Below are 26,418 nucleotides of genomic sequence, written 5' to 3'. Positions count from 1 at the left end.
CACCATGAGTATCTTCACCGAAGCCCAGGCCAAGGCCATCCTCGACAAGGTCATCGCCCTGTCCAAGGCCGACGAATGCACCGCCGTGCTGGCCGGCGCGATCAGCGGCAACATCCGTTTCGCGCTGAACAATGTCTCCACCAGTGGCATCGTCGACAACACCGAACTGGCGGTCACCGTCGCCTTCGGCAAGCGCGTCGGCACTGCCTCGATCAACGAGTTCGACGATGCCGCGCTGGAACGCGTGGTACGCCGCGCCGAAGACCTGGCGCGCCTGGCGCCGGAGAACCCGGAGTTCATGCCGGCCATCGGCAAGCAGAGCTACCGCGCCAGCCCGACCTTCAGCGAATCCACCGCCGCGATCGATCCGGCCTTCCGAGCCAAGGTCGCCGCCGATTCAATCGCCCCGTGCCGTGGCCACGGCCTGATCGCCGCCGGCTTCCTCGAGGACGGCCAGGGCTTCCAGGCCACCGCCAACAGCAACGGCAACTTCGCCTACCAGCGCACCACCAACTTCGATTACACCTGCACCGTGCGTACCGAAGATGGCCGCGGTTCGGGCTGGGTCGGCCGCAACCTGAAGGATGCCGCCGACTTCAAGGCCGACCAGGACATCCGCATCGCCATGCGCAAGGCCACCGAATCGGCCGAAGCCAAGGCGCTGGAGCCGGGCAAGTACACGGTGATCCTGGAACCGGCCGCGGCCGCGGGCCTGATCAGCTTCATGATGAACTTCTTCAGCGCACGCTCGGCCGATGAAGGCCGCAGCTTCCTGTCGAAGAAAGGCGGTGGCAACAAACTGGGCGAGCAGGTCTACGACCCGCGCGTGACCATGATTGCCGATCCGTGGCATCCGGACGCACCGGTGCTGCCGTGGGACGGCGAAGGCATGCCACGCGAGCGCATGGCCATCATCGAGAACGGCAGGATCGCCAACCTGGACTACTCGCGCTTCTGGGCGCAGAAGCAGGGCAAGACCGCCAAGGCAACGCCGGGCAACCTGCTGATGAGCGGTGGCGACAAGAGCACCGCCGAGCTGGTGCGCGGCACCCAGAAGGGCATCCTGGTCACCCGTACCTGGTACATCCGCATGGTCGATCCGCAGACCGTGCTGCTGACCGGCCTCACCCGCGACGGCACCTTCTACATCGAGAACGGCCAGATCAAGCACCCGGTGAAGAACTTCCGCTTCAACGAATCGCCGGTGATCATGCTCAACAACATCGAAGAGCTGGGCAAGCCGGTGCGCGTGGCCGGTGATGAATCCAGCTACGTGATGATGATCCCGCCGATGAAGCTGCGCGATTTCACCTTCACCTCGCTGTCCGACGCGGTCTGATGGATCGCCGGGCCTGCCTGCGCTGGTTGGCCGCTGCCGCTTCGGCGGCGGCGCTGCCGGCCTTGGCGCAGTCAGGCCCGCGCAGTTCGCGCTACGACTTCTGGTTCACCCGCCTGCAGTACGACTCCGGCGATTGGGATGTGGACGCGCGCATGCCGTCCAACCTGATCACCTCGCTGATTGACTACACCTCGCTGCGCGTGGATCCGCAGGAGCACGTGGTGGCGCTGGCCGACCCACGCATGCTGGAAGCGCCGTTCTGCTACCTGGCCGGGCACACGCTGGTGGAGTTCAACGCCGCCGAGCGGCAGAACTTCGTGCGCTATGTGCGCAATGGCGGCTTCGTCTTCGTCGACGACTGCAACCACGATATCGACGGCCTGTTCGCCACCTCGTTCGAGGCGCAGATGGGTCGCCTGTTTGGTCCCAAGGCACTGCAGAAGCTGCCCAACAGCCACCCGCTGTACCGCAGCTTCTTCCGCTTCCCTGATGGCCCGCCCGCCACCAGCTTCGAACTCAACGGCTGGGGCGATGACCTGGTGCACGACTACCTGAAAGGCATCGAGGTCGACGGCCGCCTGGGCCTGCTCTACAGCAACAAGGACTACGGCTGCGAGTGGGACTACGACTGGCGCAACAAGCGCTTCCTGGCCGAAGACAACACCCGCTTCGGCGTCAACATCGTGATGTACGCGTTGAACAATTGATAGGACCTGCACGACCATGACTTCCCCCGACCTCGATTCCCTGTTGCCGCGTCTGGATGCGCTGCGCGCCGCGCTTGCACGCGCCGTGGTGGGCCAGAACACCGTGGTCGAGCAGCTGTTGATCGGCCTGCTGGCCGGCGGACACTGCCTGCTGGAAGGTGCGCCCGGGCTCGGCAAGACCCTGCTGGTGCGCTCGCTCGGGCAGGCGCTGGAACTGCAGTTCCGGCGCGTGCAGTTCACCCCGGACCTGATGCCCAGCGACATCCTCGGCACCGAGCTGCTGGAGGAAGACCACGGCACCGGCCATCGCCACTTCCGTTTCCAGCAGGGCCCGATCTTCACCCACCTGCTGCTGGCCGACGAACTCAACCGCACCCCGCCCAAGACCCAGGCCGCGCTGCTGGAAGCGATGCAGGAACGCACGGTCAGCTACGCCGGCACCACCTACGCATTGCCCGCGCCATTCTTCGTGCTGGCTACGCAGAACCCGATCGAGCAGGCCGGTACCTACCCGCTGCCGGAGGCACAGCTCGACCGCTTCCTGCTGCACGTGCTGGTGGATTACCCGAGCGAGGACGAAGAGCGGCAGATCCTGGAACAGACCACCGGCGGTGCCACCGACGCGGTGCCGAAGGTGATGGATGCCGAAGCGGTGATTGCCCTGCAGGCCGCGGTGCGCCAGGTGCATGTCAGCCCCGATGTGCTGGCCTGGATCACCCGCCTGGTGCGCGCCAGCCGTCCCGGCGAAGGCGCACCGGCAGCAATCAACCAATGGGTGAAATGGGGCGCTGGCCCACGCGCCGGGCAATCGCTGGTGCTGGCGGCGAAAGCACGCGCATTGCTGCAGGGCCGCTTCGCTGCCACCCGTGAGGATGTGCAGGCCCTGGCCGCGCCGGTGATGCGTCATCGCCTGCTGTTGTCGTTCGCCGCCGAGGCTGAGCAGAAGCGTGCCGACGACGTGGTCGCCGCCCTGCTGCAGGCCGTGCCGTTCCCGGGTTGATCCACGCGTGAACGCTGGTACGTCGTTGACCCTGCCACCCGAACTGCGCGCGCGCCTGCGCCTGCTGCGGTTGCGGCCGCGCCTGGCCAGCGGTGCGAGCGGCATTGGCCAGCACGCCAGCCGCAGCCGTGGTGCCGGCCTGGAGTTCGCCCAGTACCGGGCCTACGAGCCGGGTGACGAACTGCGCCAGATCGACTGGAAGCTGTATGCACGCTCGGACCGCTTCTTCGTGCGCGAATCCGAACGCGAAAGCCCGATCACGGTCTGGCTGCTGCTCGATGCCACCGCCTCGGCCGGCCAGGCCGATCGCGCGGCACCGCAGCGCACGCGCCTGGACCACATGCGCGGCGTGGCCGCGTGCGTGGTGGAGCTCGCCCTGCAGCAGGGCGACCGTTTCGGCCTGCTGGCGATCAATGGCGATGGCCTGCAGCTGGTACCCGCAGCGAGCGGCGCACGCCAACGTGACCGCGTGCACCTTCAACTTCATGCGCTGCAGGCGCGCGGCGGCTGGCCATCGGCGGATCGACTACGCCCGCTGTGGGAACGCGTACGCCCCGGCGACATGCTGCTGGCCATTGGCGATGGCTTTGATGAAGCCGGCATCGTGCTGCTGGAACAACTGGCCAGCGCGCGCCGTGAAGTGGCCCTGCTGCAGATCCTGACTGCCGACGAACGCGACTTCCCGTTCGATGCCGGCCACCGCTTCCGCGATCCGGAAACCGGCGAGGAACTGCTGGGCGATGGTGCGGCGATCCGCGCCGACTACCTGCAGCGCTTCGCCGACGCACGCAGTGCGCTGCAGTCGCGCCTGCAGGCCAGTGGCATCGCCAGTGCCACCGGCTGGCTCGACCAGCCGCTGGATCAACCACTGCAGGCGCTGTTCGGGCGTGGGGGCGGTGCATGATCCTGCTGTTCCCGTTGGGCCTGGCCGCGCTCGCCGCAGGGCTGTTGCCGTTGTTGATCCACCTCGCCCGCCGCCATCCGTACACACCGCTGGATTTCGCCGCGCTGCGCTGGCTGCGCGCACAGATCCGGCCACGCCAGCGCATCCGCTTCGATGACTGGCCATTGCTGCTGGTGCGCCTGCTGTTGCTTGCCGCGCTGGCTTTGCTGCTGGCACGGCCTGCGTTGACCGGGCCTGCACCAGCCCCCACTGCGTGGACGGTCGTTGCTCCAGGGCTGGACGCGACCGCTCTGCGCGGCACCGCCGAAGCGGGCAACTGGCATTGGCTGGCGCCGGGCTTCCCGGCCATTGATCAAGTGCCACCTGCGTCCACGGACTCCCTGCCCAGCCTGCTGCGCGAACTGGACGCGCAGCTGCCCGTTGGCACCGCATTGACCGTGCACGTTCCCGATCCCCTGCCCGGCCTGGATGGCGCCCGCCTGCAGCTGTCGCGTGAGGTGCAATGGCACACGCAGCCGATGCCGGTCACTGCGCAACCGCGTGCCGCAACGTCGCCGCGCCTGCGCGTGCACAGCGATGCTTCGGCCGCTGCCCAGCACTGGTTGAATGCACTGCAGCGCGCGTGGGGCGTGCAGGCGCCGCTCGCTCCTCTGGTGGCGGATACCCTGCCCGAACGCGGCGAGATCGGCGTATGGAGCCGCAACGATGCACTGCCGGCGAACTGGCAGGCGTGGCTGCGCGACGGCGGTCGTGTCATGACTATGACTGCCGGCAAGCCTGCTGCCAGCGCCAGCATCCTGCTGCGCAACACCGAGGGCACCCCGCTGCTGTGGCAGCAACGCATCGGCCACGGTGTCCTGCTGTCTCTGCCCGGTGACTGGGACGCCTCAGGCAACGCTGCGCTGCGCGATCCGCAGTTGCCGCGTGCCCTGCTGCTGGCGCTGCAAGCGCCCCCTTCGCCGCGCCTCGGCGATGCAAGGGACCAGGCGCCCTATCGGTCTGCGTTGCCTGCGGCAACACCGCCGGTGCGGGAGCCAACCGCCTGGTTGCTGCTGACCATCGTGCTGCTGTTCGCGCTGGAGCGCTGGATGGCCAGCAGTCGCCGGCGCAGGGTGGCCACATGAACACTCTGCAGCACGCCTGGCAACGCGCACGCCGTCGCCGTGCGCTCATCACCCTGCTGTTGTGCCTGCCATGGGCGCTGGCCGCCACGGTGCTGGCCCTGCGTCTTGCAGGCTTCGATATCGCCTGCGTCGTCGGCACGGTCAGTCTGCTCGCGTGTGCGGCCTTCGCCACTGCGCGTGCCCGCCAGCTGGACCGGCAGTGGCTGCAGCGCCAGCTCGATGGCAGCGGTGCCAGCGAGGACAGTGCCGATCTGCTGTTCGCCGATGCCGCCACGCTCAATCCGCTGCAGCAGCGCCAGCGCACGCATGTGCTGGCCATGCTGGAATGCGCGATGCCGGAGCTGCGTCCGCGCTGGCCGCGTGGGGCACTGGCGCTGTGCTGGATCGCAGGCCTGGCCATTGTTGCGCTGGCACTCGGCTGGCCGCGTTCGAATCCCGGTTCCGCGCCTGCTCGCACGTCGGCGCCAGGCAGCACGGCGTCCGCAGGCCCGCTGCAACTGCAGTCCAGTCGCCTGCGCATCGACGCACCGGCTTACACCGGGCAAGCCACGCTGACGCAGAGCACGCTGGATGCAAAGGTCGCCGCCGACAGCCAGCTGTCGTGGTCGTTGCGCTTCGACCACGCACCGGCCAAGGCATGGCTGCAGTTCCACGATGGTCGACGGCTGCCGCTGAGCGAGCGCGATGGGCAGTGGCAGGCACAGGATGTGGCGCGCACGCCGGTGCTGTACCGCGTGGTGAGCGAACCGGCGCTGGCCGAAACCCGCCTGTACCGGCTGGATGTTGTGGCCGACCGCGCGCCCAGCGTGCGCGTGCTGGAGCCGGCCGCCAGCCTGGTGCTGGGCACGCCCGGGCAACGGCAATGGGCGCTGCGCTTCGAGGCCAGCGACGATTACGGTGTCGCGGCGCAGGCAACGCTGTCGATCACCACCACCCAGGGCAGCGGTGAGAACATCACCTTCGTGAAGCGCAGCGTCACGCTTGCCGGCAGCGGCGAAGCCACCGCGCGGCGTTTCGCCCATACCCTTGATCTGGCTGCGCTGGGCGCACAGCCCGGCAACGATGTCATCGCCCAGCTGGAAGTGCGCGACAACCATGCGCCCACGCCGCAGACCGGACGCAGCAGCAGCGTGATCCTGCGCCTGCCCAGCGCCGAAGTCGCACTCGGTGCAGAGCTGGAAGGCCGCATCAAGAAGACCCTGCCTGCCTACTTCCGCAGCCAGCGGCAGATCATCATCGATGCCGAAGCGCTGATCCGGCAACGACGCAGCCTGGCCGCCGAGGACTTCGTGAAGCGCAGCGATGCGATCGGCGTCGACCAGCGCATCCTGCGCCTGCGCTACGGCCAGTTCCTGGGTGAGGAAAGCGAAGGTGCGCCGAAGCCACCGCCGACCAGCGACCTGCCCACCAGCGATACGCCCGCCGCAGACGACCACGACCATGACGACGAGCACGATCACGACCATGGCGCCGATGCAGGCGCGCACGACGCGCATGGCCACGACCACGGCGGCAAGCCGGCCAATGCCGATACGCCACCGGTGTTCGGCAGCGCCACCGATGTGCTATCGGAGTACGGCCACACCCATGACCACGCCGAGGCGGCCACCCTGCTCGATCCGCAGACCCGTGCCACGCTGAAGGCCGCGCTGGACCAGATGTGGTCGGCCGAAGGCGAGCTGCGCCAGGGCCGTCCGGAGCAGGCATTGCCTTTTGCCTACAAGGCGCTGGGCTTGATCAAGCAGGTGCAGCAGGCCGAGCGCATCTACCTGGCCCGGGTCGGGCCGGAGCTGCCACCGATCGATGAAGGCCGTCGCCTCGGCGGTGATCGCGCTGGACTGGCCAGTCGCGAACTGCCGCTGGCCGCCCGCACCCCGCCCGATCCGGCCATCGTTGAATCCTGGCAGCGCCTGGGTGATGACAACGGCGCACCGGATCTCGATGCGCTTGCGGCCTGGCAGCAGCGCAATGCAGCCTACCTGCCTGATGCATTGGATCTGGCTGCGGCCATCGAGCAGCTGCGCATCGAGCCCGACTGCAGCGACTGTCGCCAGCGCCTGCGCGCGCAGCTGTGGCGGGCGCTGCAGCGTCCGCTGCCGCAGGCGATGCGGCGCAGTGCCGCCGATGCGATGGGGCAGCGGTACCTTGATGCGCTGGAGGCGCAGCCATGAACGCCTCCGCTGTGAACCTGTGGATTGCACTGGCACTTGCCCTGATCGTGGTCATCGCCAGCGTGCGCCAGCTGCGTGGAAACACCGCCCACCCTGGCCGCCGGTGGATCGTGATCGCACTGCAGATCATCGTCGCCGCGCTGCTGTATTTCTGCCTGGTGCCGCCCACCCGCCAGCAACCCGCAGGCGGGCTGGTGGTCCTCGGAACCGATGCCGGCAAGGCCGGTGCGCTCCCGGCCAGCGAAGGCCCGCTGTTGCTTTTGCCCGAAGCTGCCGATATTCCCGGCGCACAGCGCGTTCCCGACCTGGCCACCGCGCTGCGCCAGCATCCGGCGTCCACACTGACACTGGTCGGTGCGGGCCTCGCCGCACGTGATCGCGACGCGGTGTTGCCGCCGGATGTACGTTGGCAGGCCGCACCGGAGCCGCGCGGCTGGATCGCGCTGCAACCACCGGCCGATGTCGCTCCCGGTGCTCGTTTTGACGTCCAGGCACAGGCGCGTGGCGCGGCCAAGGCGAAAGCAGAGCTGCTTGACCCCGCCGACAGCGTGGTTGATCGCACGGACGTTGCCGAGGACGGGCGCGTGAAGCTCAGCGGCATCGCCCGCGCCGAAGGCCGCAGCGTGTTCCAGCTGCGCCTGCTCGATGCCGACGGCCATGTGGTGGACAGCGTACCGGTGCCGCAGCAGACCCTGCCGGCCGCACCGCTGCGCCTGCTGGTGCGCGCCAGCGCGCCGGGCCCAGAGCTGAAGTACCTGCGGCGTTGGGCGGCCGATGCCGGCATCCGCGTGCAGGTGCAGGCCGATACCGGGGCGGGTGTCAGCGTGGGAGATGGCGCGGTCGCGCTGGATGCGGCGTCACTCGCGCGCAGCGATCTGCTGTTGCTGGACGAGCGCAGCCTGGCCGCATTGAGTGCCGGCCAGCTGGCTGCCGTGCGGCAGGCGTTGCGCGAGGGACTGGGCGTGCTGGTACGCAGTGCGGGCGCACCTTCGGCCAGCGCGCGCCAGCGCCTCCGCGATCTGGGCCTGCCGGTGCAAGGCGATGGCAGCAGCCACGCCCTCGAACTTCCCGGCGACGGCGACAGCGCGGTCCTCGCCGCACGGCGTGGCCCGCTCGCCGCGGGTACGCTGCCGACCGGCTACGGCGAAGAGGCTGACCGCAGCTCGCACAATGCTCCCCTGCCTGCGCTGGAAGCACTCGCGCTGCAGGCACCGGGCAGCACCGCCCTGCTGCAGGATGGCACGGGCAAGGCTGTCGGTGGCTGGCGCGCTGCCGGCAAGGGCCGCATCGGCCTGCTGCCGCTGACCGACAGCTGGCGCTGGGTACTGGCCGGGCGCGACGACCGCCACGGCGAACTGTGGAGCGGCGTGGTGGCCACGCTGGCACGTGCACAGGGCAGCGCTGATGCGCTGTGGTCACCGCAACCGATCAGCTGGGCAGGCGAACGGCAGGCGCTGTGCGGTGTGCAGGCGCCGCTGCATGTCTTCAACAAGCGTGGCGACGATGTACCCCTGATCGTCGATGGCGCGACGTCGGCGCTGCGCTGCGCTGGCTGGTGGCCCCGCGAACCGGGCTGGCAGCGCCTGCAGCATGGCGGCAGCGTTGTCTGGCGCTATGTGTTCGACCCGAAGGATGCACCGACGCTGCATCGGCAGGCGATGATCGATGCGACCACACGTGCACTGGCTGCCAGCACGCCGGCAGACGCGTCAGTGATGCAACCCGTGTCAGGCCTACGCTGGCCGTGGTGGCTGGCGTTCGTGTTGTGCGCATCGCTGCTGTGGTGGCTGGAACGGCGACGCTGAGCCCATCGATTGGATCGCGGACAGCATCCACGCATGGCGTGGATCTACTGGCCGGTTGCCCTGGTAGATGCCAACCTTGGTTGGCGCCTTTCCGCGAGGTCAACGCGTGCCCGCACGCCGGTACACGCCATTGAAGCGCACGTTCATGCCACCGCATTCGCTGTTGTCGGCCACGATCAGCACCTCCCCCAGCGAATGCACGCGCACCTTGCAGGTGTCCTCTACAAACTCGACATCGGCACCACGCGGCGCCGCGCGCGCTTCCACCTGGCCCATGTTCGGCCCGTAGGGACGCTGCTCCGGCGTGGGGTTGGCGGAGGGCCAGTAGGCGTCACCCTCCACATGCAGCTGCCCGCCCTCCACGGTGATGCGCAGGCCGTTGTCGCCGTCCTTCCAGTGGCCCGCCCAATCCTGCAGCGACGGCACGACCACCGGCAACGCCTGCAGCTTGCTGCGGTCCACCCAGCCAGCACTGCCACCCACCTTGTTCGGGAAGAACGCGCAGCGGTAGCGGCCAAGATCACGCCCGGTCACCACGGTATCGCCATTGACCACATAGCTGCGCTGTCGGCAGGCCGGTTCGCCCTTCGCCGGGCAGCCGTCCATGTCGCCAAGCAGGTACAGACGGGGCGCATCGACCACCCGCGCCAGAGCGAACCGGCTCTGTTCAGAGGGAAACGCGCCATTGCGGCAGGCGCCATCATCGGCGATGCCATCGGCGAAGGCGGACGCCGGCAGCAATGCGGCCAGCAGGCAGATCGAACGCAGGAACATGGCAGCACTAGCGGTGGGGAGCCGGCAGGATATACCGGCCTACTTCACCGGCGGTGCATCGCCGGCATCCTGCTCCTGGGAGAACCGCAGCGCACGCTGCTGCTGTTCGGCACTGAGCTCCGGCGGTGGCCGCGCCACGGCGGCCTGGATCTGCGCCGGTCCGCCGGTGAGTTTGTTGATCCCCTTGGCCGCCGCCATCACACCCTTGACCACGCCCATCATGATGTAGCCACCGCCCATGCTGACCTGCTCCGGCGACGGCGGTTCGCTCCAGTCGCGACTGAAGCGGTTGTCGCCGAACTTCACCGGGTTCTTGAAACGGTACAGATCCAGCGGCTCGTCTTCGGGCTTGAGCGCACGCACTTCGCCAAGGGTGGTGACGTTGTCCTGCGGCAGGGTGGTGGAGATCGGCGCGGTGGTTGCCGCCGGCGCATCTGCAGGAGGTTCGGGCGCTGGGTCGGGCACCGCTACCGGCGTGGCCTGCTGCGCCTGCGCGATACCGGCCAGCAGCATGCTGGCCAGGACGGCTCCCTGCGTTCCACGTCGTGCCACAGCCATCCACCCTGTTGGTTGCGTCCAGCACCCAAGGATACGGATGCCGGCTTCAGATTTCGTTGCTGCACTGGCAGCTGTTCAGCCAGGGGAGATGCGGCGACGCCACGGGACGCGAGCACTGAACGGTTCATGCCCTTGGTGTGCGGTGTCTCACATCCTGAGACGTGAGTGTGGTGCCATGTGACCCCTCGCAATCCGTCCCGGCTCCACTTTCCATGGCTTACGAACTCGCCAAGCGCACCGCCGATGCCGAGCAGAAGCTCGCCACCCGCGATGGCCTGCCCGCCCGCGACGGCGCACTGCTCAGCGCGCGCCTGCAGCGCCGCTACCAGGACCGCATCACCGGCAGCTTTGCCATTCCCGGCCGCGAAGGCCGCTATGCGCCCATTCCCGATTCGGTGCCGCCGGCCCTGGCTGCCGCCCTGAAGGCGCGTGGCATCGAACAGCTCTACAGCCACCAGGCCGAGGCCTGGAACGCCAGCCAGCGCGGCGAGCACGTGGCCATCGTCACCCCCACCGCCAGCGGCAAGTCGCTGTGCTACACCCTGCCGGTGGTCAGCGCGGCGATGCAGGACAAGGCCAAGGCGCTGTACCTGTTCCCGACCAAGGCACTGGCCCAGGACCAGGTGGCCGAGCTGCTGGAACTCAACCGCGCTGGCGACCTCGGGGTGAAGGCCTTCACCTTCGATGGCGACACTCCCGGCGATGCGCGCCAGGCCATCCGCCTGCACGGGGACATCGTGGTGTCCAACCCGGACATGCTGCACCAGGCGATCCTGCCGCATCACACCAAGTGGGCGCAGTTCTTCGAGAACCTGCGCTACATCGTCATCGACGAGGTGCACACCTATCGCGGCGTATTCGGCAGTCACGTCACCAACGTGCTGCGCCGGCTCAAGCGCATCTGCGCGTTCTACGGCGTGCAACCGCAGTTCATCCTGTGCTCGGCCACCATCGGCAACCCGCAGGCGCATGCCGAGGCGCTGATCGAGGCACCGGTCACCGCCATCACCGAATCCGGCGCGCCCAGCGGGCCCAAGCAGGTGCTGCTGTGGAACCCGCCGGTGATCAATCCGGACCTGGGCCTGCGCGCCTCGGCACGCTCGCAGAGCAACCGCATCGCACGCATTGCGATCAAGTCCGGGCTGAAGACCCTGGTGTTCGCGCAGACCCGCTTGATGGTCGAGGTGCTGACCAAGTACCTGAAGGACATCTTCGACCACGACCCGCGCAAGCCGCCGCGCATCCGCGCCTACCGTGGCGGCTACCTGCCCACCGAACGCCGCGAGACCGAGCGTGCGATGCGCGCGGGCAACATCGACGGCATCGTCAGCACCTCGGCGCTGGAGCTGGGCGTGGATATCGGCAGCCTGGACGTGGTCATCCTCAACGGCTACCCCGGCAGCGTGGCCGCCACCTGGCAGCGCTTCGGCCGTGCCGGCCGCCGTCAGCAGCCGGCGCTTGGGGTGATGGTGGCCAGTTCGCAGCCGCTGGACCAGTACGTGGTGCGGCATCCGGACTTCTTCGCCGAGGCCTCGCCCGAGCACGCGCGCATCGCGCCGGACCAGCCGCTGATCCTGTTCGACCACATCCGCTGCGCGGCGTTCGAGCTGCCGTTCCGGGTTGGCGATGGCTTCGGCCCGATCGACCCGGAAGTGTTCCTGGAAGCGCTGGCTGAAACCGAGGTGATCCACCGCGAAGGCGAACGCTGGGAATGGATCGCCGACAGCTATCCGGCGAACGCAGTCAGCCTGCGCGCAGTGGCCGATGGCAACTTCGTGGTGGTCGATCGCAGCGATGGCCGCCAGCAGATCATCGCCGAGGTCGACTATTCCGCTGCTGCACTCACCCTGTATGAAGGCGCCATCCACATGGTGCAGTCCACGCCCTACCAGGTGGAGACGCTGGACTGGGAAGGCCGCAAGGCCTATGTCACCCGCACGCATGTGGATTACTACACCGACAGCATCGACTTCACCAAGCTCAAGGTGCTGGACCGCTTCGATGGTGGCGTGGCCGGGCGTGCCGATTCGCACCATGGCGAAGTGCACGTGGTGCGTCGCGTGGCCGGCTACAAGAAAATCCGTTACTACACCCACGAGAACATCGGCTACGGCCCGGTGAACCTGCCCGACCAGGAACTGCATACCACCGCGGTGTGGTGGCAGCTGCCGCAGGCGCTGTTGCTGCGCGCGTTCGCCAGCAAGCAGGATGCGCTCGATGGTTTCCTCGGCGCGGCGTATGCGCTGCACATCGTCGCCACCGTGGCGGTGATGGCCGATGCGCGCGACCTGCAGAAGTCGGTCGGCAACGGCGATGGTTCCTGGTTCGCGATCGCCGACCAGAGCGGCCGTGGTCAACTGCGTGGCAGCGAAGGTGATCCCGGTGTGGTGGAGCTGCTGCAGGAGTTCGTGCCCACCGTGTATCTGTACGACAACTTCCCCGGCGGCGTCGGCCTGAGCGAACCGCTGTGGCAGCGCCAGGCCGAGCTGGTGCAGCGCGCGCGCGAACTGGTGCAGCGCTGCGACTGCAAGGCCGGCTGCCCGGCCTGTGTCGGCCCGGTGCTGGCCGCTCAGGAAGAGGATGAAACCTCGCCGCGCGCGCTGGCGCTGCGTGTGCTGGACCTGTTCGATGGCGAGGCCTGCCAGCACGTGCCCGACGTGGTGATGACCACGCGCGATCCGATGGAGCTGCTGGCCCCGTGAGCCTGAGCCTGGACAAGCTGCGCCTGCTGCGGAAGCAGGCCGGTGACCCGAAGGCAGTCACGCCGGCTGCGCCCGAGCCGCCGCCCGCATCACCTGCGGCACCGGTTGCCGCCAACGATGCGCGGCAACCACCGGCCGAGCGTTCGGTGTTCGCCTGGGTCGAACAGGAAATCCGCCACAAGCCGACCGGTGCAGCGGCCTCCACACCGGCACCCGCACCGCTGCGTCGGCCGGAAGTGGGCAGCCTGCATCGCCTGCTCGGCCTGCGTTCGCGGGGTGGAGCCGCGCCGGCACGCGCCAGCGCGCAGGATCGCCAGCTGCCCGGCGAGGAGATCGCACCGGGCCTGTTCCTGATCGAATCGCTGCAGCCGCAGCCCATTCCGTCGCAGCCGCTGTCACTGGATTTCGCCCGCCGCGAAGGCGAACACGTGGCCCCACGCGATCTGCTGTTCTTCGATACCGAGACCACCGGCCTGGCCGGCGGCACCGGCACCCGTGCCTTCATGATCGGTGCCGCCGACTGGCATGTGTGCCCGCAACGCGGCGAAGGCCTGCGCATCCGCCAGCTGCTGCTGGCGACGATGGCCGCCGAGGATGCGATGCTGGCCACCTTCGCCCGCTGGCTGCAGCCGTCCACCGTGTTCTGCAGCTACAACGGCCGCAGCTACGATGCGCCGCTGCTGAAGGCGCGCTACCGGCTGGCCCGCCAGCGCTGCCCGATCAGCGCGCTGGATCACGTCGACCTGCTCTATCCCACCCGCCGCCGCTATCGCGGCACGTGGGAGAACTGCAAGCTGTCCACCATCGAACGCCAGCTGCTGCGCGTAGTGCGCGAGGACGACCTGCCCGGTTCTGAAGCGCCGGGCGCATGGCTGCGCTTCCTGCGCGGCGGCGACGCGGTGAACCTGCGCCGGGTGGCCGACCACAACCACCAGGACGTGGTGACCCTGGCCCTGCTGCTGCAGCGGCTGGTACGGGAAGAACAACGTGAACGCGAAACCCTGGCGCTGGTCGGGCAGTAGGCGTTGACGCGGCCTGACGGTGGCAGCGGTGACACTGCCGCCACCATCCACGCCTGGAGCCCGACGATGCGCCTCAACCCCCTGGTCCTGCTCGCCATCCTGCCCTTGGCCGCCTGCAGTCACGCCGGCAGCAGCACCACCCATGATCCCGCGCCGGCGCCCGTGGCCGATACCGCACACGAATGCAGGCCGGAGGCGCTGGAGGCCTTCACCGGCAAGACCGCCGACGAAGCCACGATCAAGAAACTGGTGGCTGACAGCGGCGCGCGCGGTGCACGGGTGGTCAAGCCGGGCATGGCGGTGACCATGGACTTCCGCCAGGACCGCGTGACCGTGCAGGTGGATGCGCAGAACCGCATCGAGCGCGCCAGCTGCGGTTGATGTTCCCAAGGAAGTGCCGACCGCTGGCCGGCGCCCCACATTGCCGGCCAGCGGCCGGCACTACCGCTCAGAGGCGCTCGGCCTTGCCGCTGGCCAGTGCGCGCGCGATCACCTGCTTCGCCTGTGCCGAGGCCTGCGCCTGCAGTTGCGCCTGGCGTTCACCCAGTTCCGCCTGCTGGCTGCCCAGCGCGGCCTGGCGCAGGCCCAGCTTCGCCTGCTGGTTGGCCAGTTCGCTGATGTCGTGGCTGTGTGCGTCCTGCACCGCCTGCACTTCACGCATCGCAAGACGGGCCTCGGCTGCGGCCTGGCGGGCAATCGCGGCATCATCCATCGCACCGCTCGCGGCCCTCGCGGCCTCCGCTGCGGCCTGGCGGTTGATGTCGCTCTCGCGCACCGCCCTGCTGGCGGCCTGCGTCGCCACGCGGCTGATTTCGCGGGCGTGCACGGCCTGCTTGCGACCCAGTTCACCCTGCTGGCGCCCCAGTACGCCCTGCTCGCGACCGAGCTGGCCCTGCTGGCGGCCCAGTTCGGCCGATTGCGCATAGACGCGCTGCAGCGGCTGGATCAGGGCCGGATCACGCACGGCATAACGCTTGCTGCCTTCGCGGAACCACAGCACCGGGCCATCGCGGCCGACATCGTGGCGGGCCTGCTTGATGTCCTCGATCGTCGCGCTGGCATAGCTGCGGCCATGGTCGATCAGCACGTGGCCACGTTCCAGGTCGTTGCCCAGGTGCAGCTCGCCCACCGTGGTGTAGCTGTCGTCATCCTCTGCCGGCGGTGACGGAGGGGCGGGCGGCGCAGGCGGTGCATCGGCGGCGGCCGGCGGGGTTGGCGGCGTCGGCGGGGTCGGCATCACCACGTGGGTGGCATTGGCCGGCACTGCAGGCGCGGCCGGCGGTGCGGGTACCGCCTTCGGCGGTGCGGGCGGCGCTGGCGGTGCCGGCGCGGCCACCAGGCGCATCGGCGCCACGCCCACTGCAACCACCAGGGCGGTCAGGCCGATGGCGAGGATACGCGGGCAGGCGCGACGCGGCTGCAGGCTCATCAGGCGGCGCTTCAGGCTGGTGGTGCTCGGCGCGGCACTGGCCACGCCCAGGTGCGGCTGCGGCGCCACACCCAGCTGCAGCAGCAGGCGGCCGTAGGCGTGGCGGCTGGCACCGTGCTGGCCCACCACCGCCGCATCCACCGCTTCCTCGCGGGTCTGGGCGTATTCGCGCACGGCCAGGCGCAGCAGCGGATGGAAGAAGAACAGATGCTGGGCCAGTGCGGGCAGCAGACCCCACTGCAGGTCACGCCGCTGCAGGTGTTGCAGTTCGTGAGTCAATGCCAGGTCCAGCGCATCACCCTGCAGGGCGTTGTCGCCGGCCGGCAGCAGCAGCACCGGGCGGAACGGCCCGACCAGCTGCGGTACGTCCACCTGCGCGCTCATCCACAGCCGCGGCGCAGGGCGTACGCCGTGGGCATCGGAGGCCAGCTGCAGCGCCTGCACCAGCGCCTCGTCCTCGCAGGGATAGGCGGCGGCCAGCAGCGCGCGGCAGCGGCGCCACTCACCGAAGGTGCGCAGGGCCATCAGCAGCACACCGGATGCCCACAGCGCGGCCAGTGCAACGGCCCACCACGCCACTGCCGGCACGTCCGCTGCAGGCACCGGCATCGTCGCCAGCAGCTGCGCCGAGGCTTCCGGCGCCAGCGGGTAGACCAGATCTGCGGCAACGTCAGTGGCGGTCATCGCCACCGCCTGCGGTGCCGGCAGCCAGGCCAGCTGCAACGGCTGGCTCCAGAACAGGCCGAGCACGGCCTGCAGCGATACCAGCCACCACAGGCGGCAGCGGGTGGCCGCCGACAGCGACGGCAGCGCGCGGCACACGCCGTACACCAGGGCCACCAGCAGCACGGTCTGCAGGCTGGTCCAGCCCAGCCGTTCCAACAACGGGATCAGCATCGTGGTGTCCATGGCTCAGCCCTCGTGGCGGCGCGATTGGAGTTCGGCGACCAGCGCTTCCAGCTCGGCCAGCTCGTTGTCGCTGACCTGCTGGCGCTGCGACAGGTAGGCCACGAACGGCGACACCGAGCCCTGCAGGGTGTTGTCGACGAACTGGGCCACTGCACCCTGCAGCACGCTTTCCGGGCCACGCGTGGCCTGGTAGCGGTAGACGCCGTCCTGCTGCTGGCGACGAAGATACCCCTTCGCCCGCAGCCGCTCCATCATCGTCAGCACGGTGGACCGGGCCAGGCCACGGGCCTCGCCGTAGCCACTGGCGACCTCGCCGACGCTGGCCGGCGCATGTTCATCGATGTACTGCAGCAGGGCCAGTTCCTGGTCCCCGATCGTCTTGCCACGCATGACACCACTCCCTTGACTACACGTGTCGCCACTTTCTGCGTGACGACAACTGTAGTCAACCCCCCGGAAGTCATGGGCCGACGAACGGTAGCGACGCGACGCTGATGCAAGCCAAATCCAGCATCAAGGGATAACGGAATCCAAAGCCACGTGCTCAGTGGCTCTCCGGTACCTGTCCGGATGATTGCGCAGCCTTCAGCCTGAGATTGCTCGCTCGCACTCGGGTCGCCAGCACGACGTCGGCGTTTTCAACCACCATCACCCGATCTGCCCGCTCTATTGTCTCGGGGCGATGGGCGACAATGATCCGCGTCAGACGAAGTCTATCGACAGCATCATTTACCAGACGCTCATTGGCGACATCAAGATGGCTTGTCGCTTCGTCCAGAAACAGAACGCTGGGCTCACGGTAAAGCGCCCTGGCAAGAATAAGCCGCTGCTTCTGCCCGCCGGACAATGTGCTTCCCATGTCGCCTATCAGGCTGTGATAGCCCATGGGCATGCCCATTACATCGTCATGGATCGCCGCCAGCCGCGCCGCGTGCTCCACACGCTCCTGTTCGGCAGCTCCCTGAAAGAAGGATATGTTCTCTGCAATGCTGCCGGCGAAAAGCTGGTCATCCTGCATTACCGCGCCGATGGCTTCACGCAGGCGCCGAGCGCCAGCGCCGCGCAGCGTCTGTCCACCAATGCGGATACTTCCCTCCGTAGGCTCAAGAAGACCGAGCATGAGCTTCATGAGCGTTGTCTTGCCGCATCCTGATCCACCGATGAGCGCCAACGATTCCCCTGGCTTCACAACAAAACTGCAGTTGCGGAATATCCAGGGCTCACCGTTGCCATAGCGGAAGGAAAGATTCTCAACCTCCACGCCCATCTCACCGGGCAAGGCCGGGGCGATTCCCTCTCCGCAATCCTCGGGCTCGGACAGTACGATGTCCGACAGACGTTCACCATGCAGGCGCAGCATCCGGAACTCAACCCACTTGTCGACGAGATTGCCGACACGCTGCGAAAACTGCTCCCGGTATGCGAGGTAAGCGATCAGCATGCCGACGGTGAACACATTTGACATCGCAAGCAACGCACCGATCCAGATCACGGCGATCCGCTCAATGCCGAACACCAGCTGGTTGATGCTCGTAAAGCCCAGGCCCATCTGGGCCAACCTCAACTCTTCGTTGACGGTGTCAACCATCAGATTCTCGTGGGCAGCACGCCGCTGCGGCTCCTGACCCGCTACCTTCAGGCTCTGTATACCGCGGAGTGACTCGAGCAGATGCGTCTGCTGCCGGGCACCGACCATCAGCTGCTGCTCGGTCCGATTACGGAACTCACGGTAGGACAGAGATCGGGCACCCGCATAGACGGCCACGGCACACAGCGTCACCATCGCCAGTTCCCATGAGTAGATGAGCATCAGCGCGAAGGTCATGATCGCCATGAGACCGTCAATGATGCCCTCCACGAAACTGGTGGTGATGACCGTCCTGATCTCTCGGATGGAGCCAAGGCGTGAGGTGATGTCACCAAGGTGACGTTTCTCGAAGAATGCCAACGGCAGACGCATCAGGTGGGCGAAAATATTGTTCGTCCACTGCAATCCGAAATGCGTGGAAAGATAGACCACAGACCAGCCACGCAGCAGGTTGATTGCAACCTGCAGAAGCAGGGCGATGCCAAATCCAATCCCGAGGACGGTGAGCATGTCACGATCCGCCGAGACAAGTGCCTGATCCACCACCCATTGCAGCAGGAATGGCGCCAGCACGACGAAAACCTGCAACGCCAGCGACAGAATCAGAACCTGGGCCAACGAGCGCCACATGCCGCGCACCGCGCCAGTCAATTGCTGCAGGCTGATCGCCGGTGCGCGCTTCACGGGCTTGAGCTCGGCCGTCGGTGTCAGCTCCAGCACAACTCCGGTAAAGTGCTCCGATGCCTCGCGGTAGCTGAGTTTCCGCTCACCGACGGCGGGATCACAAATGACGATCCCTGATGCACGCACCGTTTTCAGAACCACGAAATGGTTCATGTCCCAGTGCAGTATGCACGGAGTCGTCAGCTTCCCCAGTTCTTCGAGTTCGACTCGAATCGCGCGCGCCGAAAAGCCAATCTGCTGGGAGATCTGAACCAGCCGATCCAGACGCAGCCCTTTCAGCGAAAGATTAAACCGCTGGCGCAGCACGGCCAGCCCACCGTGCTGGCCATGGTGGTCAGCCACCATCGCCAATGCGGCCAACCCGCATTCGGCGCTTTCAGACTGCAGGATGACCTTCATGTGCGCAGCCGCTTGGATTGCCGGGAAAGGGGCATGACGGACGACACGATCACGTCAGCTGTCACTGTCGCGGTGCCCAGGGCGCTCAGGCTCCATCGGCGCATCTCCGGAAATCCGGAAGAGCGTCAGTCGTCCCTTGGTCACACCAGCATCGCCGCGCGCCTCGATGTCCGAGAACGAGACCAGGACAGACCCATCCGGCATTCGATGCGCGGAAGGAGCGAATGGATTGTAGGCAAGCCGTTCCGTCAGGAGCTGCTCGGGACCTGCCCTGCCCTGCACATCCACTGCGCGCCTGTACAGATCGAAACTGACGGGAAACCGCGCTGTGGCGCCCTTGTAGGAAGGGTAGACATAGTAGATGTCCACGCCGCCGTCCTGTCGAGGCAGCGCGAACCCGTCGTGGACATCCGGCTTGTTCGGAGACTTTGCTGGCGAAAGCTCCACAGGGCCGGACCAGGTTCTGCAGTCGGGGCTGACGCTGTACAGCGTTGTCATGTAGCCACCTTCGGGCGCCTTCTGATAACTCATGAAGCAGCCATGCTGGCCCAGCGGCACCACGCGCGGATACGCCACGGGTGTCGATGCCGCCCCCTGAAACTCCGATGGTGATCGGGCATTGCGCATCGACATCCAGCGAGGACCGGTTCCCATTCCACGGAATGTCAGATAGAGATCGCCTTCTGCCTGCACCCATCGAGGTGCCTGGACCAGCTGGGTCAGTCCCGGGACATCCGGCAGCCGCTGTGGCGCCCCAAACCCCTGCGGCGTGGCCCGCGCGCGCCAAAGCGTGATATTGCTGAAATCAGCGTCACTGCCTGCAAAGTAGAGCCACGCATCGTTATCGATGTGAACGAGCACCGGAGCATCCTCCAGCACTGAACCAAACGACAGCGGCTCAGGCTGGTCCATGAGGCGACCATCAGAGGACCGGATCTGCATCAGCCGTGATGAGTCCATGTCGCCGCGGAGATACTGCGCATACACCACTTTGAATCCGCCGGCGGGCGCACTCAGTACCGCGATCTGCCGATCCACGCCGTTAGACACTGGAGACCGCCAGGTGCCCGCGGGGCCGACAGGCAGTTCCGTGGCCTTCGGAAGCACCATTGGCTTCGATGACACTGGATGTTGCGCAACCGGAGGCAGGCTTGGAGCAGCATCGGCCAAGGCGGGGGCGACGGCTGCATGGAACAGAAAGAAGACCGCGATCAGGCATCTAATTGGCATCTGAACACCAGATATTGCAGGCATACTTGCTCCCGCGGGTTACCGGTTGGCCCGCATGCAGCGCACCCGGATTGACGCTTCGCTGTTGTCGGCCACGGTTACGGAACATGAGCAGGGCGCCACGAAGAGGGCGCACACTCAGGTCGAAGGCAGGAAAGAGGGTTTCCCCGCCTTCGAACCCATCGTTGAGGTACGCAAGAAGTGTCCATGCGCGCGTGGACTGATCTGGCAGTCCTGCATCCAGGGGAACATCATAGTGTGGGGCGAACTTCTGTCCCATCTCATACCTGACGCACTGGATCGGCTCGAACAACGTGCTCGCACAGCCAAGCAGCTCCGCCGCGCGATCGGTGATGCGGGCACACAGGTCCCCCGAGCAGGCCGCCGATTCACTTGTGCGGCCGCTGGACATGACCTCACTCTGCAAGCTGCCATCCGCACTGACCATGCTCTTGCGGAACGCAGGTGACGCGCTGGCCATGAGTTCCTCGCATTCGTCCACCGTCATGAAATCCTGGATGAGTTGAATCTCAAGATCTGAAAGCAGCGCTGCGTCCCTACCTACGCGGCAAGGCCCACGGACAGCAGCCTCAAGGGTGAGAGCTACGCCTGTCCAGCGCTTGGAAAACGAACTCAGGCCGTCCAACTGCCATCCCAGGCGGCCGCTGTAGTAGACGATCGCATGATCGTCGATGCGGCTCACTACGACGAACTCCTGGCGTGTACCGGACCGCACTTGGGCCAGGGCGGGAAATCGCAGTTGTGCCAATCCGCCGAGGTCGGTGCGAACCGCGACACTGATGATGCCCAGATCACCAAGGATGCCTGCAGCTCGCTGCAGGGAGAAAGTTTCCGTGTACCTGCGGGGTGCGCCCAGCAGCGCGACGTCAGAAGACTGCACTGAGCACCCCGCGAGCCGAGCGGCAACGTCGATGATTGCCAGGTGCGGGCAATGGCCCTTCAGGATGGAATGCTCCAGCTGCATTGCGCTTCAGCTCCGTTCTCCGGAAAAGCGAGGCCGCGACGCCCACCTTGACGGCCAGGCATCGCAGCACTCGCCGTATTCAGTTACTCAAGGACCGGATGCGTGGTTCCGTTGTCACTGGCCGGCGTCGTCTTCACCGGCGGGAGCGTCGGAATTCCATCGCCATCGCCGCCGCCTACCTGCTCCATTTCTTCCTGGGAAAGAATGTGACCAAGCACGCGCGACTCCAGGTCCTTCTTGATATCTTCGTTCTTCATGCCATTTTCTCCTCGATTTTCGACAACAGGAGTGTTGTCGGTGGATCACGCCAGGCGCCTGACGCAATGGGTTGACGTCCCACCTGCCGGGGTCAGGACGTAATCACTGAAGTGCTCTCGATGAATTCCGAATAGGAGATCCGGCGATGCGCATGTCCCATGTCGTATCGCCACTGCAGCGACGGTGCACGGATGAACTCACAGAACATGTCCAGCATCGGCAATCCAGGGCACCACTGTTCGACGAAAAGGAACTGTCCGGCCTGATTGATCTCAAGGAAGATCCAGCGCCCATCGTCCGTAACGAGAAAATCGAACCCCGCCGCCACGAGGCCGAGCGCTTCCATCAGACGATGGCAGCGTTGCTGCAGGTCGAGCGGGACATCCACCACTTCGCAGGTGTCAATCGTGCCCTGGCTGCGCCGCCAGTCGAGACTGCCATCCGTCGGCTGCTCGATACGGATCGCAGCGCACTGGCGGCCGAAAAACTGCGCCCTGACTTCGAAAGCATATTCCACGCGGGCCTGATAGATGCCTGGGGCGGCGCGCAGCAGTGAATCCGCCGGGAGATCTGCTTCGCTGACCTTGGCGGTGTAGGTCGCGCGTCGAGCAGAATCGGACTTCCAGACATGGCCGCGTAGCGGCTTGTAAATGCACTCCGCGTGTTGGGCAAGGAAACCTCGGACATCCTCAGGTGAGCCGCTTATCAACGTGGCCGGAAGCTGGAAGCCAAGCTCGGCCGCGTGCTTCAGCTGATGGATCTTGTTTTCGGCCCGGACAAGGGCATCCAATGGATTCACTGCCGGGACAAGCTCCAGGGATCGATACAACCCCTCGCGCATCAGTTGCGATTCGCCTCGGGCGAACACCTCATCCTCTGGTTGAACGCCAGCGTTCTGCAGCGCCTCAAACGGGCGGCGATGCCACACTGCCGACAGCTGATCAAGGGCTACGGTTTCTCCGTCGATCGCGAGCGTGGCACCACTTTGCGCAGCCCCTACGCGGATGCTGAAGGCCGTTGTCTGGCAGAACCTGTCGCTCGCCAGATGAAACACGGTCGTTCCTTTGCGCCGCAAGCCCCAAACGACGGCCTTGGCGTGTGTATCGTGCGCTCCAGCATTGATGAGAACAGTCATGCTACTGATCGCCTCGTCGGTCCGAGAAATTTCCGTCCATCGAACCGGTTCGCTGCATGCGGCCCGTCTGCATCGACGTAATGCAGGAAGAGCTGGAGCCAGGTTCCCACTGGCAGGCATTCGCGCCAGTGGGGCAGCTCACGTCCGGAGAACAGGAGCCCATCACCTGGAGCCAGGTCGAACGCCTGCACACCCTCCTGGGTCTCAATCATGATCGGCCAGGGCGCCCGCGTACCTTCGCTGCCAACGGTCAAGGTCAGCGTGTATTCGCAGGATGTGCGGTCAGTGTGTCTGCGCAGCCTCGATTCAGGCGTGTAGAAGCGCAGGAACGAGTAAGTGGCATGCAGCCGCTTTCCTACACAGTCTTCCACCTCAGGCAACAGTTTGGCCAGCAGCACCTCGCCCATGGCGTCGGCATATCGCCCCAGCGACGCGGTTTCTGTTTCCAGCTCATAGTACTTCGGCATGCGCGCATAGCTCTTCGCATACTGGAAGTAGAGATCCATCACTTCTGCCGCCACCAGCTGCTCAAGCCGCGCAAAACGGTCAACTGCAAATTTCCGACGGATGGATGAAGCGTTCAATGGAGTTCCTCCGCTGTCGGCCTGCCAGGGGCGGCGGGCGCCTTTCCAGCCGCCGCGTACCCAGCAAGGAGCGAGCGCAGGCCAACGCTCAGCGGAAGGTCTGGATATGCGCTCACCCATGCGGACAGTCGCTTCAGGAACTGCTCGCCGCATCCCTGCTCGATGAGGTTGGCGGATTCGATCTCAAGCAACGCCGCACAGACATCCACGCCCGCACTGAAGCTTTCGCCGCTTGTTCTGTGGCGAATGATGCCGGTACCCAGCGCTTCGAGGAACGCACCGGGCCGATCACTGACGCAGAACAGATACACCAAATGCTCGGCACGTTCGCCCAGCATCCGACCCACCAGCGGCCGATCACTCCACCCAAGACGCTTGAATCCGAACACGTTCGTTCCGTAGATGCTGTGGAACATGCCAGCGATGCATACCGCCTCGTCGCATCCCCACTCCCGCAGAATGCGGCCCGTTCCTTCCAGATGATCCTTCAGCGTTCGCCCCGAGTGCGGCACCTGGTCAGCGCGCAGGAGTGACAGGTACTCCTGCAGCATCTGCAGGGAGGGCCGCTCCGGCATGTTGGCGACGGGCAAGGTCATTGTGCGAGCTGGGTCTTGAACACGACGGTGATGCGCAGCTCGGGACAGTCCCGGCTGGGTGAACGTGCAACGTGTGGCGTGGCGCCCCGGAACACCACCAGGCGCCCAGGTCGCGGGTAGACAGCATGGGTGATGTCACCCGTCTCCGGCACCACGAAAGCTGTCTCGCCCGACCAGTTGGGATGCCAGATTCCGTGGGCGTAGTAGACGACAGTGAAGTAATTTTCCTTGTCTGCATTGTCTGTATGAACATAGCCCTCCACGCCGTAGGTATGGGCATTGGCGTACACACGAAGGGGTTCATGGCCGGCCAGCACCGTCTGCGACAGGCACTCCCACAGCTCGTGGATCGGTCGTGCAGCTTCGTTTGCAGCAAGTTCGGCCAGGCACCCCTGACGGCTTTCCTTGTCGCCTCCGGCAAAATGCGCATGCCAGAAGCTGAAGCGGTCTTCAGACTTGACCGACTTCCATCCATACGCCCAGATGGGTTTACGGACCAGTCGCAGGATGTCGCGCCGAAGTTCGTCTGGTACCAGGTCATCGACAACATCGACATCGCCCAGATCCGGTACGCTCCCAAGCCTTTCCCGCTGCTCTAGTTCCATCGCTGCTTCCTCTGCGTGTCCGCCCGTTCGGTTTCAACGGCAGGACGGGTTGAGTGGAGGTGACCTTCTCTAGAAGATCCGTTTGCTTCGTGCGACCAGTGGCGCAAAGATCCATTCGGCCAAGCTGCTGCGCTCGCCAAGGATGTCAGCTTCAAGTGTCATGCCGGGCTTGAGTCGCTCGATGCGACCGTAAGCGTCCATCTCCTGACTGGAGAGTGCGACGGTGACCCTGTACATCGGTTCGCCTTGGATCGTCGAGCCGGGCATCAGCATTTCCAGCTCTGTCCCAGTAAGCGCGCTGCGGCTGACGCGCTGCACTGTTCCCTCATGGTGACCGAATTTCTGATAGGGGTACGCCTGGTAACGCAGCAGTACGCGATCGCCGGGATCAATGAAGCCGATGACACGACTGGGCACCAGCAGGCCAGCTTCCAGACGGCCGTCTTGCGGCAGGATACTCAGCAGAGGTTGGCCCATGGTCACCGACTGGCCCGGCTTCAGCACCTGCGTGACAACCGTTCCATCCACCGGCGCGGTAAGCACCAGCTCACCTCGTGCGAGCAGCTCGACGTGTTCCTGTTCAAGTTGGGCCAATGCGCCCCGCAGACCGGCTCTGGTGGCTTCACGCTTTTGCGGCAGCGAGCGCATGGCCTCCTGCAACTGCGCTATGAGTCGTTGTGTTGTGATTGCCTGGCGCTGCAGGGCCTGCACACTGGCATGCTGTTCAAGCGCCAGTGTCTGCTGCTGCTTGATCTGCAGTTCGCTTACGTAACTGCCTTCGCGCAGTCTCTCCAGCCGCGAGAGTGTCTCTTCGGCCAGTACGACCTGCCTGCTTCTTGTCTGGATTTCCTCCTTGAACTGCGCCAGCTCGCGTTGCGCCGCAGCCACCTGCGCAATGAGACCGTCACTTTGTGCATCGAGCTGGGATTGATCCGCGGCCTGCACATCCTTCAATCCCTGGACCCGCTCGCGGATGCGCTTCTCCAATGCGGCGGAGGTATCACCTTCGCCAACCGTTGCCCTTGGCACGGTGAGCACGGCAACCACCTGACCTGCACGCACATTCTCTCCCTCACTGACCTTGAGAAGAGAGACGACACCGCTTGCGGGTGCCATGACAGTGGACATGCCTTCGACAGGGACAAGCTGTCCCATGGCCCGGGCACGCTTTGTATAACTGCCAAGTGCAATGAAGAGAATGACGGAAACAGCTGAGCAGGCAGCGAAGGCGGTAAACAGCCAAAGCGGAATCGGCTGCACCATGTTGATGCGGCCCAGCCAACGATTTCCCTTCGCCTGCATCACTTCCCTGCGAAAAAGATGTCGTGACATCGGGGCATCCTTTCCCGTTGCGTTGGGCCTTTTTATCGATCATCGAGCGCATCACGTCAACACTTGAGTGAAGGCAATTGCGACATCGATAACCTCGTCACATTTCGCGTGTTCATGAAAATGATCCAATGCATTCACTCCTTCTGTGTGTGAATTTGCGGATTCCGCGTGTCCGCGCGATCACGTTCTCCACATCAAAAGTGCGCATTGCGCTGCGAGTATTTCGCAACAGCGCCCTGAACATCTGCAAGCAAGCAGGCGCGCCCGGCCGCCACCTCCAGCCACATGTCTGCCAAGGAATCCCCTCGAAACTTCAATTCGATGCTGCAGATCAACTGGATACTTCAACACTGGAAGCCCAGGATGTTGGCGCAACATTTCAATCAAGGACGACTGGCGTTGGCACTATCGAGCATCGCCTGATAAGGGCCAAGCGCCATCTGCGATCGACGCTTGTCCAGACCGTCAAGATCGGACGTAGGCTGCAGCACGTACACGCCGTTCTGAAGGGTCATCTGCGTGCCGTACAGTTGCGGCTCGCCTTCTGCCAGGGGAAACCCGGTCAGCCAGCATTGCAT

General features: G+C 65.8%; 24 protein-coding genes. 10 read left to right on the top strand and 14 right to left on the bottom strand.

Annotated elements, in window-relative coordinates; genetic code table 11:
• Positions 1-4: 4 nt before the first annotated feature.
• Genes ACZK45_RS00455 through ACZK45_RS00425 form a run of 7 tightly spaced genes read left to right on the top strand, consistent with a single transcriptional unit; the run spans position 5 to position 9,050 of the window.
• Positions 5-1,339: a TldD/PmbA family protein gene (locus tag ACZK45_RS00455; protein ID WP_053509475.1), complete on the top strand. Its 1,335-nt coding sequence runs from the start codon at positions 5-7 to the stop codon at positions 1,337-1,339.
• The gene (locus ACZK45_RS00450) at positions 1,339-2,046 is read left to right on the top strand and encodes a DUF4159 domain-containing protein (protein ID WP_032128709.1); all 708 of its coding nucleotides are present in this window, start codon (positions 1,339-1,341) and stop codon (positions 2,044-2,046) included. Before ACZK45_RS00455 ends, ACZK45_RS00450 begins: the two co-directional genes overlap by 1 nt.
• Before the next feature lie 16 nt (positions 2,047-2,062).
• On the top strand, positions 2,063-3,046 hold the full coding sequence (locus ACZK45_RS00445; RefSeq protein WP_279913122.1) for an AAA family ATPase: 984 nt from the start codon (positions 2,063-2,065) through the stop codon (positions 3,044-3,046).
• Positions 3,047-3,053: 7 nt separating this feature from the next.
• On the top strand, positions 3,054-3,950 hold the full coding sequence (locus tag ACZK45_RS00440; protein ID WP_100435614.1) for a DUF58 domain-containing protein: 897 nt from the start codon (positions 3,054-3,056) through the stop codon (positions 3,948-3,950).
• Positions 3,947-5,074, top strand: a complete 1,128-nt coding sequence (locus ACZK45_RS00435; RefSeq protein WP_478445279.1) for a BatA domain-containing protein — start codon at positions 3,947-3,949, stop codon at positions 5,072-5,074. The genes ACZK45_RS00440 and ACZK45_RS00435 overlap by 4 nt, the downstream gene beginning before the upstream one ends.
• A complete protein-coding gene (locus tag ACZK45_RS00430; RefSeq protein ID WP_478445278.1) occupies positions 5,071-7,245 on the top strand; it encodes a hypothetical protein in 2,175 nt (724 codons plus the stop codon). The genes ACZK45_RS00435 and ACZK45_RS00430 overlap by 4 nt, the downstream gene beginning before the upstream one ends.
• Positions 7,242-9,050, top strand: coding sequence for a hypothetical protein (locus ACZK45_RS00425; protein WP_478445277.1), 1,809 nt, complete (start codon positions 7,242-7,244; stop codon positions 9,048-9,050). The genes ACZK45_RS00430 and ACZK45_RS00425 overlap by 4 nt, the downstream gene beginning before the upstream one ends.
• Positions 9,051-9,149: 99 nt before the next feature.
• Here ACZK45_RS00425 and ACZK45_RS00420 read toward each other — a convergent pair whose 3' ends face one another.
• Together ACZK45_RS00420 and ACZK45_RS00415 are read right to left on the bottom strand one after the other, a co-directional pair.
• The gene (locus ACZK45_RS00420; RefSeq protein ID WP_478445276.1) at positions 9,150-9,824 is read right to left on the bottom strand and encodes a hypothetical protein; all 675 of its coding nucleotides are present in this window, start codon (positions 9,822-9,824) and stop codon (positions 9,150-9,152) included.
• A 39-nt stretch (positions 9,825-9,863) separates the two neighbouring features.
• Positions 9,864-10,382, bottom strand: a complete 519-nt coding sequence (locus ACZK45_RS00415) for a hypothetical protein (RefSeq protein WP_012509660.1) — start codon at positions 10,380-10,382, stop codon at positions 9,864-9,866.
• A 212-nt stretch (positions 10,383-10,594) separates the two neighbouring features.
• Here ACZK45_RS00415 and ACZK45_RS00410 point away from each other — a divergent pair, with 212 nt between their 5' ends.
• The 3 genes from ACZK45_RS00410 (at position 10,595) to ACZK45_RS00400 (ending at position 14,487) form a co-directional block, all read left to right on the top strand.
• Positions 10,595-13,084: a DEAD/DEAH box helicase gene (locus ACZK45_RS00410; RefSeq protein WP_478445275.1), complete on the top strand. Its 2,490-nt coding sequence runs from the start codon at positions 10,595-10,597 to the stop codon at positions 13,082-13,084.
• A complete protein-coding gene (locus ACZK45_RS00405) occupies positions 13,081-14,106 on the top strand; it encodes a ribonuclease H-like domain-containing protein (protein ID WP_125893023.1) in 1,026 nt (341 codons plus the stop codon). The genes ACZK45_RS00410 and ACZK45_RS00405 overlap by 4 nt, the downstream gene beginning before the upstream one ends.
• Before the next feature lie 66 nt (positions 14,107-14,172).
• On the top strand, positions 14,173-14,487 hold the full coding sequence (locus tag ACZK45_RS00400) for an I78 family peptidase inhibitor (protein WP_125893021.1): 315 nt from the start codon (positions 14,173-14,175) through the stop codon (positions 14,485-14,487).
• Between the two features lie 67 nt (positions 14,488-14,554).
• Here the strand turns inward: ACZK45_RS00400 and ACZK45_RS00395 are convergent, their stop codons facing one another.
• From ACZK45_RS00395 to ACZK45_RS00340, 12 genes are all read right to left on the bottom strand, one after another.
• The gene (locus ACZK45_RS00395) at positions 14,555-16,444 is read right to left on the bottom strand and encodes a M56 family metallopeptidase (RefSeq protein ID WP_478445274.1); all 1,890 of its coding nucleotides are present in this window, start codon (positions 16,442-16,444) and stop codon (positions 14,555-14,557) included.
• A 3-nt stretch (positions 16,445-16,447) separates the two neighbouring features.
• On the bottom strand, positions 16,448-16,834 hold the full coding sequence (locus tag ACZK45_RS00390) for a BlaI/MecI/CopY family transcriptional regulator (RefSeq protein ID WP_004133922.1): 387 nt from the start codon (positions 16,832-16,834) through the stop codon (positions 16,448-16,450).
• Positions 16,835-16,988: 154 nt separating this feature from the next.
• A complete protein-coding gene (locus ACZK45_RS00385; protein WP_053448420.1) occupies positions 16,989-19,115 on the bottom strand; it encodes a peptidase domain-containing ABC transporter in 2,127 nt (708 codons plus the stop codon).
• A 54-nt stretch (positions 19,116-19,169) separates the two neighbouring features.
• Complete coding sequence (locus ACZK45_RS00380) at positions 19,170-20,153, bottom strand: hypothetical protein (RefSeq protein WP_141401632.1); 984 nt, start codon at positions 20,151-20,153, stop codon at positions 19,170-19,172.
• Positions 20,154-20,334: 181 nt separating this feature from the next.
• Entirely contained in the window at positions 20,335-21,330 is a 996-nt protein-coding gene (locus ACZK45_RS00375) for a prolyl hydroxylase family protein (RefSeq protein ID WP_478445273.1), read from the bottom strand.
• A gap of 83 nt (positions 21,331-21,413) precedes the next feature.
• Positions 21,414-21,587 (bottom strand): hypothetical protein, encoded by a 174-nt coding sequence (locus ACZK45_RS00370; RefSeq protein WP_154582884.1) that lies wholly within the window; start codon positions 21,585-21,587, stop codon positions 21,414-21,416.
• 92 nt (positions 21,588-21,679) lie between these two features.
• The gene (locus tag ACZK45_RS00365) at positions 21,680-22,723 is read right to left on the bottom strand and encodes an MvdC/MvdD family ATP grasp protein (protein WP_478445272.1); all 1,044 of its coding nucleotides are present in this window, start codon (positions 22,721-22,723) and stop codon (positions 21,680-21,682) included.
• Positions 22,720-23,307, bottom strand: coding sequence for a hypothetical protein (locus tag ACZK45_RS00360; protein ID WP_154582886.1), 588 nt, complete (start codon positions 23,305-23,307; stop codon positions 22,720-22,722). The genes ACZK45_RS00365 and ACZK45_RS00360 overlap by 4 nt, the downstream gene beginning before the upstream one ends.
• On the bottom strand, positions 23,304-23,903 hold the full coding sequence (locus tag ACZK45_RS00355; RefSeq protein WP_053448416.1) for a DUF6817 domain-containing protein: 600 nt from the start codon (positions 23,901-23,903) through the stop codon (positions 23,304-23,306). Before ACZK45_RS00355 ends, ACZK45_RS00360 begins: the two co-directional genes overlap by 4 nt.
• On the bottom strand, positions 23,900-24,508 hold the full coding sequence (locus tag ACZK45_RS00350) for a 2OG-Fe(II) oxygenase (protein ID WP_141401631.1): 609 nt from the start codon (positions 24,506-24,508) through the stop codon (positions 23,900-23,902). Before ACZK45_RS00350 ends, ACZK45_RS00355 begins: the two co-directional genes overlap by 4 nt.
• Positions 24,509-24,577: 69 nt before the next feature.
• Positions 24,578-25,840 (bottom strand): HlyD family secretion protein, encoded by a 1,263-nt coding sequence (locus ACZK45_RS00345; protein WP_053448414.1) that lies wholly within the window; start codon positions 25,838-25,840, stop codon positions 24,578-24,580.
• 383 nt (positions 25,841-26,223) lie between these two features.
• Positions 26,224-26,418 (bottom strand): hypothetical protein, encoded by a 195-nt coding sequence (locus ACZK45_RS00340; RefSeq protein WP_049398575.1) that lies wholly within the window; start codon positions 26,416-26,418, stop codon positions 26,224-26,226.

It is taken from the genome of Stenotrophomonas sp. 63632_Sma (assembly GCF_056482875.1).
The sequence above is the reverse complement of the archived record's forward strand: the minus strand, read 5'-3'. Positions and strand labels throughout refer to the sequence as shown.

Excerpts from the sequence above, each read along its gene's own strand:
- ACZK45_RS00365 (WP_478445272.1), bottom strand. The coding sequence starts at position 22,723 with ATGACTGTTCTCATCAATGCTGGAGCGCACGATACACACGCCAAGGCC.
- ACZK45_RS00395 (WP_478445274.1), bottom strand. The coding sequence starts at position 16,444 with ATGGACACCACGATGCTGATCCCGTTGTTGGAACGGCTGGGCTGGACC.
- ACZK45_RS00415 (WP_012509660.1), bottom strand. The coding sequence starts at position 10,382 with ATGGCTGTGGCACGACGTGGAACGCAGGGAGCCGTCCTGGCCAGCATG.
- ACZK45_RS00435 (WP_478445279.1), top strand. The coding sequence starts at position 3,947 with ATGATCCTGCTGTTCCCGTTGGGCCTGGCCGCGCTCGCCGCAGGGCTG.
- ACZK45_RS00425 (WP_478445277.1), top strand. The coding sequence starts at position 7,242 with ATGAACGCCTCCGCTGTGAACCTGTGGATTGCACTGGCACTTGCCCTG.
- ACZK45_RS00450 (WP_032128709.1), top strand. The coding sequence starts at position 1,339 with ATGGATCGCCGGGCCTGCCTGCGCTGGTTGGCCGCTGCCGCTTCGGCG.
- ACZK45_RS00410 (WP_478445275.1), top strand. The coding sequence starts at position 10,595 with ATGGCTTACGAACTCGCCAAGCGCACCGCCGATGCCGAGCAGAAGCTC.
- ACZK45_RS00370 (WP_154582884.1), bottom strand. The coding sequence starts at position 21,587 with ATGAAGAACGAAGATATCAAGAAGGACCTGGAGTCGCGCGTGCTTGGT.
- ACZK45_RS00340 (WP_049398575.1), bottom strand. The coding sequence starts at position 26,418 with ATGCAATGCTGGCTGACCGGGTTTCCCCTGGCAGAAGGCGAGCCGCAA.
- ACZK45_RS00430 (WP_478445278.1), top strand. The coding sequence starts at position 5,071 with ATGAACACTCTGCAGCACGCCTGGCAACGCGCACGCCGTCGCCGTGCG.
- ACZK45_RS00350 (WP_141401631.1), bottom strand. The coding sequence starts at position 24,508 with ATGGAACTAGAGCAGCGGGAAAGGCTTGGGAGCGTACCGGATCTGGGC.
- ACZK45_RS00345 (WP_053448414.1), bottom strand. The coding sequence starts at position 25,840 with ATGTCACGACATCTTTTTCGCAGGGAAGTGATGCAGGCGAAGGGAAAT.
- ACZK45_RS00375 (WP_478445273.1), bottom strand. The coding sequence starts at position 21,330 with ATGCAGCTGGAGCATTCCATCCTGAAGGGCCATTGCCCGCACCTGGCA.
- ACZK45_RS00355 (WP_053448416.1), bottom strand. The coding sequence starts at position 23,903 with ATGACCTTGCCCGTCGCCAACATGCCGGAGCGGCCCTCCCTGCAGATG.
- ACZK45_RS00385 (WP_053448420.1), bottom strand. The coding sequence starts at position 19,115 with ATGAAGGTCATCCTGCAGTCTGAAAGCGCCGAATGCGGGTTGGCCGCA.
- ACZK45_RS00420 (WP_478445276.1), bottom strand. The coding sequence starts at position 9,824 with ATGTTCCTGCGTTCGATCTGCCTGCTGGCCGCATTGCTGCCGGCGTCC.
- ACZK45_RS00400 (WP_125893021.1), top strand. The coding sequence starts at position 14,173 with ATGCGCCTCAACCCCCTGGTCCTGCTCGCCATCCTGCCCTTGGCCGCC.
- ACZK45_RS00390 (WP_004133922.1), bottom strand. The coding sequence starts at position 16,834 with ATGCGTGGCAAGACGATCGGGGACCAGGAACTGGCCCTGCTGCAGTAC.
- ACZK45_RS00445 (WP_279913122.1), top strand. The coding sequence starts at position 2,063 with ATGACTTCCCCCGACCTCGATTCCCTGTTGCCGCGTCTGGATGCGCTG.
- ACZK45_RS00455 (WP_053509475.1), top strand. The coding sequence starts at position 5 with ATGAGTATCTTCACCGAAGCCCAGGCCAAGGCCATCCTCGACAAGGTC.